This is a genomic window from Bradyrhizobium lablabi (assembly GCF_018131005.1).
Classification (GTDB): domain Bacteria; phylum Pseudomonadota; class Alphaproteobacteria; order Rhizobiales; family Xanthobacteraceae; genus Bradyrhizobium; species Bradyrhizobium lablabi_D.
The window spans coordinates 594564-607227 of record NZ_JAFCJK010000005.1; the positions used below are offsets into that span (position 1 = coordinate 594564).

The 12664-nt window shown below is 60.5% G+C and carries 11 protein-coding genes; 6 read left to right on the forward strand and 5 right to left on the reverse strand.

The genetic code is table 11. From position 1 onward, the window contains the following. Positions 1 to 9 precede the first annotated feature (9 nt). Both JQ553_RS18685 and JQ553_RS18690 read left to right on the forward strand, forming a co-directional pair. On the forward strand, positions 10 to 2007 hold the full coding sequence (locus JQ553_RS18685; protein WP_212501435.1) for a heme lyase CcmF/NrfE family subunit: 1998 nt from the start codon (positions 10 to 12) through the stop codon (positions 2005 to 2007). Further along, positions 2004 to 2486 carry a cytochrome c-type biogenesis protein gene (locus JQ553_RS18690; RefSeq protein WP_212501436.1) on the forward strand — a complete coding sequence of 161 codons (483 nt, stop codon included), beginning with the start codon at positions 2004 to 2006 and terminating at the stop codon, positions 2484 to 2486. Before JQ553_RS18685 ends, JQ553_RS18690 begins: the two co-directional genes overlap by 4 nt. A 182-nt stretch (positions 2487 to 2668) precedes the next feature. Here JQ553_RS18690 and ccmB read toward each other — a convergent pair whose 3' ends face one another. From ccmB to JQ553_RS18710, 4 genes are all read right to left on the reverse strand, one after another. Beyond that, on the reverse strand, positions 2669 to 3340 hold the full coding sequence (gene ccmB, locus JQ553_RS18695) for a heme exporter protein CcmB (protein WP_212501490.1): 672 nt from the start codon (positions 3338 to 3340) through the stop codon (positions 2669 to 2671). A gap of 130 nt (positions 3341 to 3470) precedes the next feature. After that, the gene (gene ccmA / locus JQ553_RS18700; RefSeq protein WP_212501437.1) at positions 3471 to 4097 is read right to left on the reverse strand and encodes a heme ABC exporter ATP-binding protein CcmA; all 627 of its coding nucleotides are present in this window, start codon (positions 4095 to 4097) and stop codon (positions 3471 to 3473) included. A 292-nt stretch (positions 4098 to 4389) separates the two neighbouring features. Then, positions 4390 to 5670, reverse strand: coding sequence for a 5-aminolevulinate synthase (hemA, locus tag JQ553_RS18705; protein ID WP_212501491.1), 1281 nt, complete (start codon positions 5668 to 5670; stop codon positions 4390 to 4392). 162 nt (positions 5671 to 5832) lie between these two features. Further along, a complete protein-coding gene (locus tag JQ553_RS18710; RefSeq protein ID WP_212501438.1) occupies positions 5833 to 6081 on the reverse strand; it encodes a hypothetical protein in 249 nt (82 codons plus the stop codon). 988 nt (positions 6082 to 7069) lie between these two features. Between JQ553_RS18710 and JQ553_RS18715 the strand changes: the two genes are divergently transcribed. The 4 genes from JQ553_RS18715 to JQ553_RS18730 all read left to right on the forward strand — a co-directional run bounded on the left by JQ553_RS18715 (position 7070) and on the right by JQ553_RS18730 (position 10527). After that, a complete protein-coding gene (locus JQ553_RS18715) occupies positions 7070 to 7708 on the forward strand; it encodes a cytochrome P460 family protein (RefSeq protein WP_212501439.1) in 639 nt (212 codons plus the stop codon). Between the two features lie 9 nt (positions 7709 to 7717). After that, complete coding sequence (locus tag JQ553_RS18720) at positions 7718 to 8293, forward strand: cytochrome P460 family protein (protein WP_212501440.1); 576 nt, start codon at positions 7718 to 7720, stop codon at positions 8291 to 8293. Between the two features lie 67 nt (positions 8294 to 8360). After that, on the forward strand, positions 8361 to 9455 hold the full coding sequence (locus JQ553_RS18725) for a hypothetical protein (protein ID WP_249144374.1): 1095 nt from the start codon (positions 8361 to 8363) through the stop codon (positions 9453 to 9455). Between the two features lie 556 nt (positions 9456 to 10011). Next, positions 10012 to 10527, forward strand: coding sequence for a DUF3305 domain-containing protein (locus JQ553_RS18730; RefSeq protein WP_249144375.1), 516 nt, complete (start codon positions 10012 to 10014; stop codon positions 10525 to 10527). 307 nt (positions 10528 to 10834) lie between these two features. On the opposite strand, the gene JQ553_RS18735 is transcribed toward JQ553_RS18730, so the two are convergent. After that, entirely contained in the window at positions 10835 to 11860 is a 1026-nt protein-coding gene (locus tag JQ553_RS18735; RefSeq protein WP_249144376.1) for a LysR family transcriptional regulator, read from the reverse strand. Between the last annotated feature and the right edge of the window lie 804 nt (positions 11861 to 12664).

The window sequence follows — 12664 nt, forward strand, 5'->3', positions numbered from 1 at the left end:
AGTGACAGGGTGATCGTCGAAACTGGACATTATGCGCTCGCTCTTGCCTTGGCAGTCACATTGCTGCAGTCGGTTCTGCCGATCTGGGGTACTCGCCGCAGCGATCTCGGGCTCGCTTCCATGGCGGTGCCTGCCGCGATAACCCAATTTGTGCTGGTGGCCTACGCCTTTGCGGCGCTGACCTACGCTCATGTGGTGTCCGACTTCAGTCTCGTAACGGTCGTTGAGAATTCGCTCACCACCAAGCCGCTCGTCTACAAGATCGCGGGCGTCTGGGGCAATCATGAAGGCTCTATGCTGCTCTGGGTTTTAATCCTGGCGATCTTCGGAGCCGCGGTGGCGAGCTTTGGCCGCGGTATGGCAGATGAACTGCGAGCCAATACGCTGGCGGTCCAGGGCTGGATCGCGTTTGCCTTCCTGCTCTTCATTCTGCTTACATCCGACCCCTTCGCGCGCCGATTTCCCGCACCCTTCGAGGGGCACGACCTCAATCCGTTGCTTCAGGACCCTGGCCTCGCGATCCATCCGCCGCTGCTCTATCTCGGGTATGTCGGCTTCTCGATTGTGTTCTCCTTCGCGGCGGCGGCGCTGATTAGCGGCCGCGTAGATGCCGCCTGGGCCCGATACATTCGACCATGGGCGCTGATCTCTTGGAGTTTCTTGACGCTCGGCATCGCGATGGGTTCCTACTGGGCCTATTACACCCTGGGCTGGGGTGGATTCTGGTTCTGGGACCCGGTCGAGAATGCCTCATTGATGCCCTGGCTCGCGGGCACTGCGCTGCTGCATTCTTCGGCCGTCATGGAAAAGAGAGACGCGCTCAAGATCTGGACCATCTTCCTCGCGATTCTCACCTTCTCGCTTTCCCTGCTCGGCACGTTCTTGGTCCGCTCGGGCGTGCTTACCTCAGTGCACTCTTTCGCCAGCGACCCATCACGCGGCCTCTTTATCCTCGCGATCCTTATCCTATTTATCGGCGGGTCGCTCGTTCTCTACGTTTGGCGCGCTCCGGCCTTGCGACCCGGCGGGCTGTTCGCACCTGTGTCTCGGGAAGGTGCGCTCGTGGTCAACAACCTATTGCTAACCATCTGTTGCGCTATCGTCCTCACCGGTACCCTTTACCCTCTGGCGCTTGAGACCTTGACCGGCGACAAGATCTCGGTCGGCGCGCCTTTTTTCAATCTGACCTTCGGTCCGTTGGTCATCCCCATCCTGCTACTAATGCCGATCGGCCAGTCGATTGCCTGGAAGCGCGGCGACTTTCTGGGCGCCGCGCAACGGGTGATGGTTGCAGCGGTGGCGGGTATGGCCCTTTCACTAGTTCTGGCGGCGGCCCTCCGTGGCGGCCCGGTCCTCGCCCCGATAGGTGTGGGCTTGGCGGTCTATCTGATCCTCGGATCGTCCAGCGAACTAGTGTCGCGGATCTGGGGCAGAGGGCAGGCCTGGCGGGCGACTTTGGCCCGCGCGACGGGGCTTCCGCGTTCGGCTTGGGGCACGGCTATCGCCCACGCGGGGCTCGGCGTGACATTGTTGGGGCTCGCCGCAACCGGTTGGGGCGTGGAGCGGATTGCGGTGGTCAAGCCGGGGCAGACGGTCGATCTCGGACCCTATCAAGTCACCATAGTCAAGCTTGAGGAGCGACAGGGCCCGAACTATTCCGAAATAGGGGGCCGTGCGATCATCAGCCAGGATGGGTCGACGGTGACGACGATTGAACCGGCCAAGCGCACGTTTCCGGTGCGCCAGACTACGATAACGGAAGCCGGCATCGTGACCCTAGGTTTCGGGCAAATCTACATCTCGCTCGGGGACCGGCACCCGGATGGCTCGATCGATGCCCGCATGTTCTGGAAGCCGCTCGTTACGACAATCTGGATTGGCGCAATCGTGATGGCGATCGGAGGAATTGTGTCGTTGTCCGATCGGCGTCTCAGAATCGGCTTTGCGCGTCGCGCCCCTCACGGCCGCCTCTCTGGCAATCCTGTAGCGCCGCAGCCCGCAGAATGACCGCGCTCCGTCGCTTTTTCATTCTTTTGGTCGTTTTCGCGGGGTTCGCGCCCAATCTGGCGAGCGCGGTGCAGCCCGACGAGATCCTGGGCGATTCAAAGCTCGAAGCGCGAGCGCGGAGAATTTCCGTTGGGCTGCGCTGTCTTGTCTGTCAGAACGAGTCGATCGACGATTCGAACGCAGAGCTTGCGCGGGATCTCCGGCTACTGGTTCGCGAACGTCTCAAGGCGGGCGACAGCGACACGCAGGTGCGCGATTTCCTGGTGCGGCGCTATGGAAATTTCATCCTGTTGAAACCGCCATTCGACTGGGAAACCGCCCTACTCTGGGGCTCGCCGGCCCTCCTGTTTGCGGCAGGCGCGATCCCGCTTCTTCTCGGACTGCGCCGCCGCAGGCAGTCCCCGCCGCCTGATCCGCTGAGCCCGGCCGAGTGCGACCGGCTCGCGTCGGTATTGAACGGCGATATTCCCTCAGAATGATTTTGGCAATAGTCGGATTGTTTATCTTGCGAGATGCACGTGCCGAGGCATTTCACCTCTTCGCTTCAAGCCTCGACTCGAGCGGTGGCGTTAGTCGCATCGCGCCGCACATAGTCCACATATTGGAACCGTTTCACTGACGTGATCCGCTTCGCAACGAACTTATTTCCACCGCTTGCATCTTATTCGCCCGCCCCGCGAAGCGCGGCGGCTGCAGCGATCGGGGCAAGCGCGAAGGACGCGAGACCAAGCGCGCAGAGGATCAGAAAGGGCGTCAGGAATGATACCGTGCCACTCGCCGCCGCCGAGGCCGCCGAGACGCTAAAGATCATCACTGGCACCGCCAGCGGTACGACGAGAATCGAGAGCAGAAGGCCGCCGCGTCGCAATGTGACGGTAAGGGCTGCGCCGATCGCGCCCAGAAAAGTTAAAGCTGGTGTGCCTACTAGCAGGCTCGCGGTCACTCCCCCGAGCGTCGGGCCATTCAGGGCCAACATCAGGCCGAATAGGGGAGAGAGGATCACCAGCGGCAGCCCCGTGACGCACCAGTGGGCTAGGCACTTTACCAGGACAACGAGTTCTAGAGGTGCTGGTGACAGAAGCATCTGGTCCAGCGAACCATCCTCGTGGTCGGCTTGGAACAACCGGTCAAGACCTAGTAGGGTCGCCAGGAATGCTCCAAGCCACAGGATGGCCGGACCGATTCGCGATAGCAGGTTCAGGTCGGGTCCGATCGCGAAGGGCACGATCGTGACGAGACCGAGGAAGAAGATTATCGCGAGAGACCCTCCGCCGCCGATGCGGCGCGATAGCACGAGATCGCGATAAAAGACGGCAAGAAGAGTATCTGTCATGGCCTCCATCCGCCGCCGCCATAGCGGTGTGTTCGTCTCCCTTGAAGAAAAGGATCGGCCCGACAACCTTGTTTCTCGCTCCCGGGCGCATGGAAGCGGAGCAGGCGGGTAGGGCGCCACGGCACTGCCCTCATTGCGCCTCAAGCCTCAGTTCGAGGGCCCCTGGCAGACCGAGTGATTCGTGCGTCGCCGCAAGCACCAAGCCGCCGCGTCCAAGATGATCAGCCACAATACCCATCAGCATGACACGTGCGGCCCGGTCGAGTGCGGTCAATGGCTCATCGAGCAGCCATAGAGGACGGTCAGCGACCAGGAGGCGGGCCAAGGCGACGCGACGGCGCTGACCTGCCGAAAGATAGCCGACCGGCAAGTCGACAACGTGGGCAAGCTCGACGCGGTCGAGCGCCTCCCGAGGGGGCAGTCGGGCGCGCCCTGAAAGTGTTAAACCGAATTGGAGATTTTCGCGAGCGGTCAGCGCAGACTTCAACCCGTCGAGGTGACCGACGTAGTGGACGCGCTCTGCGAGAGGCGCCGGGTCCTTGGCTCCCAATTCGTTCCATGACGCGTAGCCGGACGCCGGGGGTAAGAAGCCAGCGATCACACGCAGCAGGGTTGATTTGCCGACGCCGTTTGAGCCCGTTACTTCGCCAAGCTGTCCGGCGTCCAGCTGTAACGATACGCTACGGAGCACTGTGCGCCCACCACGCACGACCCAGAGGTCGGCGACTAGGAGATGGCAGAATTGTGTGTGGCTCATTTTCGCTTTCAGTCAGCTACGCCCCGCGCCGCTCGCATTTTTACAACGCTCTCCTTGCTTGCTTCTCGCTCGCCGCGGCGCGGCACGAGCCCAGGTTGGCATCACATCGCGTGAGAGACGCGACATTGCGACACGGGTGCCAGACGTGACGCCACATTTGCCTATGACCCCGTCGATGGCGGAACTTCGGTGGCCCGGCCAGGCTTCCCTCTTGGCCGAACCATCGGAGCGCCCTGTTCACGGGTGGCCCAGCACCCCGCTGTCGAGGACCCAGCTCGCCCAGGGACATAGCTCAATCGAAAGCCAGAGTATCCCAAGTCTCGACGAGCGCGGCCGTCAGTTTGGCTATGTGTGCCGCCCCGTGGAAGGGCGAGGGCGTGATGCGCAGACGCTCCGTGCCGCGTGGGACAGTAGGGTAGTTGATCGGCTGGATGTAGATGGCGTGGCGCTCAAGCAGGTGATCGGCAGCCGCCTTGCACCGCGCTGCATCACCGACCATCACTGGCACGATGTGAGTGTCGGTGGCGAGCACCGGCAGACCGGCGGCCTTGAGCGCGGCCTTCGTTGCAGCGACCTGTCGCTGGTGCGCCTTGCGCTCGGCATTCGAGCGCTTGAGGTAGCGCACGGAAGTGAGGGCAGCGGCGGCAACCGCAGGCGGCAGGGCCGTGGTGAAGATGAAGCCCGAGGCGAAGCTGCGTATCGTATCGCAGATTGTCGGCGAGGCCGCGATGTAGCCCCCGATGCAGCCGAAGCCTTTGGCGAGGGTGCCCTCGATTACATCCACGCGGTGCATCACCCCGTCGCGCTCGCCGATCCCGCCGCCGCGGGGGCCGTAAAGGCCGACCGCGTGGACCTCGTCGAGGTAAGTCATCGCGCCGTACTGATCCGCAAGGTCACAGATCCTGCCGATAGGTGCAACGTCGCCGTCCATGGAGTAGACGGACTCGAATACGATGAGCTTAGGGCGGTCGCCCGCCTCGTGTAGCAACGCCTCAAGATGGTCGTGATCGTTGTGGCGGAATATCCGCTTCTCGCAGCCCGATTGACGGATGCCTTCGATTATCGAGTTGTGGTTGAAGGCGTCGGACAGGATCAAGCAGTCCGGGATCAATTTGGCGATCGTCGAGATGCCGGCCTGGTTCGAGACGTAGCCCGAGGTGAAGACAAGGCTCGCCTCCTTGTCGTGCAAGTCGGCGAGCTCGCGCTCAAGGTCCACCAGTGGCGAGTTATTTCCCGCGATGTTGCGCGTGCCGCCCGCGCCGACGCCGCAGCACCGGGCAGTCTCGATCATCGCGGCCACGACTTCAGGGCGCTGCCCCATGCCGAGGTAGTCATTGGAGCACCAGACGGTGATCTCGGTGATCATCCCGTCGGGCCGGCGCCACTTGGCGGCCGGGAAGCGGCCAGAAATGCGCTCGATGTCGGTAAAAACACGGTAGCGCCGCTCATCGCGCAGGCGATCGAGGGCCTTGAGGAAGTGGCGCTCGTACGTTTGGTCCGAGCCCTTCGTGTTCTCCGGCCTAGACGCGACCCTTGCGGGCAAGTGCACGGCTTGCGCTCCTTGCCCCGACATCGCACCCAAGCACGGACCTGCTTTGCCGGCACGCGCACGAGTTTGAAGTCTCGCCGGCAATTCCGCCCCTATAACGTGATCTGCCATCTTTATCAGGCCCTAAAGCTAATGCCCCGGTTGTCCACGGCTCATTATCTTTCAGGCCCTCTCGTCTCGCACAAGTTATTGTTTGTATGCCCTCTGATCATTGCCATGTGCGTCGGCTAAAATGCGATCTTTGGTGTGAACTTGAGAAGGCAAGTAGCGCGATCCAGCCACCTCCATGACAAGAATGCAGTCCGCTGTCTTGCGCTCAGTCGCAAGCACATGCGCGGTCGCGTTTGTGGCGCGTCGGCGGTCCATCAGTTTGTCCAGCAGTCTGCTGAAAAGACCCGGTTCGGCGGCGGAGGCCGCAACGCCGGTCAATTCCACCGCGCGCACACCATGGCGCTCGATCGGCTTGGCAAACGTCTATAACCGCCGCCTTGAAATTGAAATTCGCGGGGAACAGCATTGGCTTTCCTCTTGTGGGCGTGACTCTGGTGATGCGGTCGATTGTTCGGGTAATTTTGCTGGGCGGGCCTACGCCGAGACGAGTTTCGGAACGGGGATCAGGCTGTAGGCGATCGGGTTGAGCATGAAGTCGCCTGCAACGCGACAGTGGCGCGATGTTTTGTTTTGCGCATTGTGCCATGTTGCTTGCCCCAACCGAAGATGCATTCGATCATCGTCCGGCGCGATTGCGGCATGCCATAGCCTTGGTGGCGCGTGGTCCGTTCGTCGATGGCGCTCCGGTGGCTCTTGCCAGTTTTGGTGATGCCGTTGTTCTGCGTTACATGCGGCGTGACGTTGAGGGCGCGAAGATTGGCCGCATGCTTCGGAGGGATCGGGGGCATCCTTCGTTCGAATAGAGCTTACCAAAGCTACGGTTCTTCAGCTCGCCCAGCACATTACAGTCAGGCGCCCGAGTCCTTCTCAGCGGAAGGTTTGACGGCACCAACGTCTCGGCGAGAAGTACGAGAACAGCCGGCCCTGATCCACGAATGTGCCGCGCATACGAGCCTGTACCAATTCGTGATAAAAAAGTGAATCAGCAAATTCTCGCTACGGCGAGGGTATTTCAGCAGACTGCTAGTGAGTGCTCAACTAGGTGCACGCTCTTGACGTTGAGCGCTGAGATCGTCTTGTCGAGCTGCAACACAATTGCCACCGCTTTGCGAGGCGGCAAGGTGCCTAGCTAAGGGAGTATCACGTCTCGAACGATAAACTGTCCGGGATTCGCATTCCCCATGGGCATCGATTCGATGATCACATTCGATTTCGCGGCACAGGACACCTGAGTTAAATCTCGTCTCGCTGGGCAGAGAAAGTCGTTCTCATCGCTGCCGCGAGCGAATCGCGGTTTGACTGGAGAAAAATCATGAAGCACACGGTGTCAGTATTACTTTCCAGCGTTCTTGCTGTCGGCGCGATCACAACGGCAGTATTCGCGCAGCAACCAAAGCTTCCTCCACCGGACGACTGGCATGCGACTGGGCGCTATCTTCCGGAATACACGAGTGATGGTGATCTCGTGCTGCCGAAAAACTTCCACGAATGGGTTTATGTTGGTTCGCCACTGACGCCCAATTTTTTAAACCCCCCTCAAGCAAACTTCCCTGAATTTCACAACGTATATATCGAGCCTGGTTCTTACGAAATCTATAAGAAGACGGGCGTCTTCCCCGAAGGAACCATATTCGTAAAGGAGCTACAACTTATGCTGCCCGCCGATCGTGCGGACGGCACGAGGCAAGAGCCCTCTGGGCGCGGATTCTTTCCGGGACCCTTTAACGGCGCCGATGTAACCGTCAAAGACACCAAACGTTACCCCAAGACCAATGGCTGGGGTTACTACAACTTCAACCACTTCGAGCCGAAGGCCGCCACCGCCAAAGTCAGGCCACTGGAGGAATGCGCATATTGTCATATCGCTAGTGCGAAACGGGATGACGTATGGACGCAGTTTTATGCCCTGCTTGATAGCGTGCCCGTCCCCGCCGACCAAAAAAAGAAGTAGGAGGCCGCGATGACGATTCTCAGGTCAGCGATGGCGGCTTTGTCGACGTCGATAATCGCAACGGGCATTGGATGCCTTGTCTCGCTGCCAGCGCGCAGTCAGGCCGGCTCTGCGCAATCCCAGCTAGTCGATGCGGCAGGCAATATGCACATACCGGACAATTACCGCACCAACTATGAATACCTGGGAAGTTGGTCTGTCGCAGGCGACGAGAGGGGTGCGAAAGAGATGCATACTGTTTACGCCTCGCCGGGAGCTGCGGAGGCTTATCGTGCTACGGGCAAGTTCCCTGATGGATCGGTCTTAGTAAAAGAGGTCCAGAGCACAGCGACTGCAGTAATGACCACGGGCACCGTCAGTCATGTAGATCATCTCAAGGGTTGGTTCATGATGGTGAAGGACAGCAAGAACAGCCACCCTGACAACAAGCTGTGGGGTAACGGCTGGGGCTGGTCCTGGTTTGATGCTGACAATAAGGTCAAGACCACCTCGAAGGATTTTCGCAGCGATTGTCTGGGCTGCCACATTCCAGCCAAGGCAACGGATTGGATCTATGTCTCCGGCTATCCCGGATTGAAGAAGTAAGTGCGAAACCGCCAAAAATGGTGGTCCAGCCAAGGCCGGCTATGAAAGCCAGTGATCGGAGCAAATTATGAAATCCAGCAAATCTCCTGCGAAATCCGTTTACGGACTGATGATGGTTATTCTTGTGTCATTTTTCGCGACTGAGGGGAGCTCGGCGGCGGACACATCGATCGAAAAGAAAATCACGAAGCTGTTTCTCACCTCGGGCCAAGTCGATCTTGCAAGAGAAGTGGTAAGATTGCCGCTTCATCGCGGTCGCCTTTCCTCCGGAGAGACAGTTTGGTTCGTTCTCACCGACGTAAGTGATTTCGCCACTTCCGAGAAAATGGGCCTCACATGGGCGCCGAGCCTCACTCAGGCAAAAGACCTCGCGAGCACGCGGGTCGCAGAAATGGATGAGTCCAACAACTTCACCTTCAAATCGGGGCGGATTGATTTCTCACCAGTTCAAACGTTGACGGCCGGAGTAACGCCAGACTTCTTTCCGCCTAGGTTGGCGCGGGCCGGGTCTGTCGGGGATGCGCACTATAGCCCGTTGGTTCGGGTGGCAAGCCGTAATGACATTGTTTTCAACGCCCCCATGATCGCCTTCAACGTCGGACCAGAGAAGATCTCGTTCTGCGGCGGCAATCCCGATTACTCGATTGTGACCGACTCGGTGGCAAGCATCTGCCCTGACAATGGCACCGTCGACTTGAAGCTCCGCTTCGGATTTGCGGACGGCAAGCACCTGCGGTATCTCAGCTTCGACGCCAACTCCGAGGAATCAGCGGCGCTCGAGGCATCTACCTTTGCGCCTGCGGAAAGCGACATCCTCCAAAGCGGCGCGACGGAGATTATCTACACAATCGTAAATGGTAAGACCGGTCCGAAGGATCCTGAGCGCCAAGGGCTTAACAGCGCGCTCAGTGGCGAAGGCCCTGCACTCGACATCCTTGCAAATTTCAAGGAGATCAGTGCCGGATATTCACCGATGTGGGATGTTCAACTGGCCGAGTGGACCAAAGAGGCTGTTCAGAGCAATCAACGGAAGCTGATTACTGATGGTAACGACGTTGCAGCAAAAAGCGACGCTGGTTTGTTGGTAAGCCCTGTCGGAGGTCCGGTTAAAACGACCGGACATCTGGTGAACTGCCCAGTCGTGGGTTTCACCAACGAATGATCCTTCGACGAAGGAATCGGCGAGTCTGAGGTTTCACCACGTCTGCGGCAGCAAATCGTCGACATGGTCGCCTTCTTCCGGATCACGAAAGCTTTCAACGAGCGACTGCGCGCGCAGTTCGCGACTTCGTCAAAGCAGATGATCGAGTAGTGTACTTTGCTGAGGGAAAGCGACAAGCAAGAGAACAACGCGGTCAAGTTTTTTCGATGGGCCGCAAACGTGCCAGTGTGATCGTGCGAAATTGAAAGGGGCTGCTAGTAAATCGTACCTCAAATCCGGTAACTGTTGATGGAGTGTGTGAGCCGGTTCGCAATTACAGTCCGGCATCGCGCGGAACACTCTAACGGAAGAGCACTCTGGTTTATGAGCGCACCGCGATGAAGGAAAATTCTGAGCGAAGAATTCCTCGGCGCGATCTGCTTCGCCTTACCGTCGCGGGTAGTGGCGCAGCCGCTGTCGTTGTATTGCTGCCAAGGCCGGCACCTGCGCAACCGGTCAATATGAAGGACAAGCGCAGGGCGCGGTATCAGCCTAATTCCGTTAGAGCGCATTTCCGTTGGCGTCGTGGTCAAACGGCGTTAGGGGCAGGACTGCCTGGGCTGACTTCCTGTGGCGGCCGGTTTCGGTGTTTGCGGGAAGCCCCTCGGCCGCGCCGTGGACGCCGCTCGATAGAAGGAGAGGTGATGTTTTCTACGCCGGCGAGGCGACGATCGAGCTACACCGCACCGAGACCGGCAACCATCGCGACAATCTCGCATTCGGTTCGCCCACCCTGTGGGTCAACCAGCGGCTGACCGGCTCCGAGCCGCCTTACGAACTGCTCGCGGTCACCGCGGATCCGGCCGAAGGTGCGGCGTTCACCGATGCTGGCAGTAACCTGGTTGATGCGGTGCCGATGCCCGCCGTTATCGTCGAACCCGTCGAGCGATTTGCTTCCGAGGATCATGTCGATCGCCCCTTCATCAAGCGGCAGCGCAACCGGCAGGGCCTCCGACGTAGGACGAGAGAGAGCGCAACGCGGAGAGCACAATGTTTTCCTTCGCTGGAACGCACGCACCGGTTGCGTCGGTGAACGGCGCGAACCGCGTCGGCGGGCCCTTGCACAGGTTGAACTGCGCCGGCCGAAGGCCGGAGCCGCGCGTCCGGTGGGGGACAGTGCCTTTCGCGACGGTCTGGGTGTTGATGCTCGGAAAAGGCGAGGGCGGCGCGGGTACGCTTGAGACGTTCACCCAGCCACCTCTTCACCCTCTCGTTCAGCAGCTGCGACGACGGCCTTTGGATCGTCGAGCATGTCGGCAGGCGCCTTGTCGCCAGCCAACCGTCGGTCGACACGAACCAGAAGGCGCGCTGTCACGGTGATAGGCGGGCGGCAAGCGCAGCTAGGGCCTTCTTGACCGTCGGGTGCGGGCACCCGTCGCGGAACTGGAAGGCCGGGAGATACTCGTTGCCTCTGTGCTGGACCGCAAAGATATCGCCGGTCTTTTTCCAGCGGGCGGGAGCGTTGCGTGCGGTATGCCCCGATGGGGCACTTCGACTGACCAGTCGCGAAGCCGCGCGACCTTGACGAAAGCGTCCAGCGCTGGCGCGTAGCGGCGCCCCTGCACAGCCAGTAGCCGCACCTCCCGCGAAACCGGGTCGCCTTCGAGCGGAATGGTCTTGAGCGTCGGAAGACGCGGCATGTGCTCGGGCGCGAGCATCACGCCGAAGCCAGCTGCGGCCATGTGCTGCAGGTGCAAGTCGTGACCGCTGCAGTGCCCGAGGCGGGGCGGTTCCTCGGGGAAATACGACCGCTGGATCTTCGGGGCGACGTCGCATCCGGCGCGTTCCAGCAAGACGGTCTCGCGGAGGTCGTCGATGCCGATCGAGGGACGGTTTGCGAGCTGGTGTGTCGGCGCGAGAACCGCGACGTAGCGCTCTTCGAACAGCAGCCAGTCGTCGATGCGGGCAGGTATGTCCTGCACGTCCCCGACCATTGCGGCGTTGATCTCCCCCTCAAGCAGGAGGTCGACGAGCTTCTCCGCTGCGCCCTCGCGCAGCTCGACCTGAAGTCCAGGGAGGTACTTTGCGATCTCCGCGATCGGATCGAGGACGAGCGATGCCGAGATCGAGGGGGCGAGGCCGATCTTCAGTGGCGCGACCTCCTTGCGTCGGAACTCCCGGGCCCTGCGACGCACCGCCTCCGCCGAGGCCAGTGTGCGGTCCAGCATCGGAAGGACTTCCTTTCCAAGGTCGGTGAGCTGCGTCAGCTGGCGCTCGCGGTAGATCAACTGGCCGCCGAGCTCCTCCTCGAGCTTCTGCACGCCCTTGGTCAGGGCAGGCTGCGTGACATTGCACTGCTCGGCTGCCCGGGTGAAGTTGAGCGTGGACGCGACGGCGAGGAAGTAACGAATTTGACGAAGCTCCATGGGCTGCTCTCCGTCAAGTTGCACTGTCAATACTGACAGCCTTGCGTTGCTCCGTCCGCACTCGGGCGCTCGTGGTCTCTCACCGAGAGGGCGAAGGCGACCTCGGTGACTGTCAACGGCCTCATGTTGATGGCAAGGGGCGCTGCGGTCGATTGCGCGGAGGTACTGTGAGGTTCGCTTGTCGCTGCCTGTGCTAAGCGATCGCTCAGGAGTGAGGGCGTAAAATCTCGCGCCCGAATCCGTTAGCCGGATGGGCGCCGCGAGGAAGGGGATCTCGGAGGGTCTGCTCGCGCGCGTCCTCGCCGACTGGGACATGAGCGAGGTTGAGCTGCACGCCGTCTTTCCGGCGCGCAAAGCTGCGAAGCCATCCGCGCGTGCATTCGTCGACTTGCTTGCTTCAAATACCGTCATGATCTTTCCTTCCGGGTCGCAATTGCGCTCCGAGTTCCCTCGGGACCAGCGGGCATGGCTCTTAATGACCCGCATGTGCCGCCGTAGTGAGTAAAGCCGGGCAAATCGCTCCAAATTGCTGCTAAAAAAAGAGAATTCGCGTCCGCCGATCCAGCAAGACCATGGGACGGCTGGCATTTCCCGGGCGGTGGAGTACGATTTCTCCAGGCTGGAGAGAGGCCGCGCGTGTGGCGCACGAAGAGCTTGATCAGCCGACTTCAAGCCCAAGCCCGACGCCGGAGTCTGACAGATGGTGCAGCAGTCGCTGAACGTCGCCTACTCGGACGATAGCTCTCAGGTGTTGTGGGAGGACGGCGAGCGCGTGTTCAGCCGTGGCTGGCGACTGGACGACAA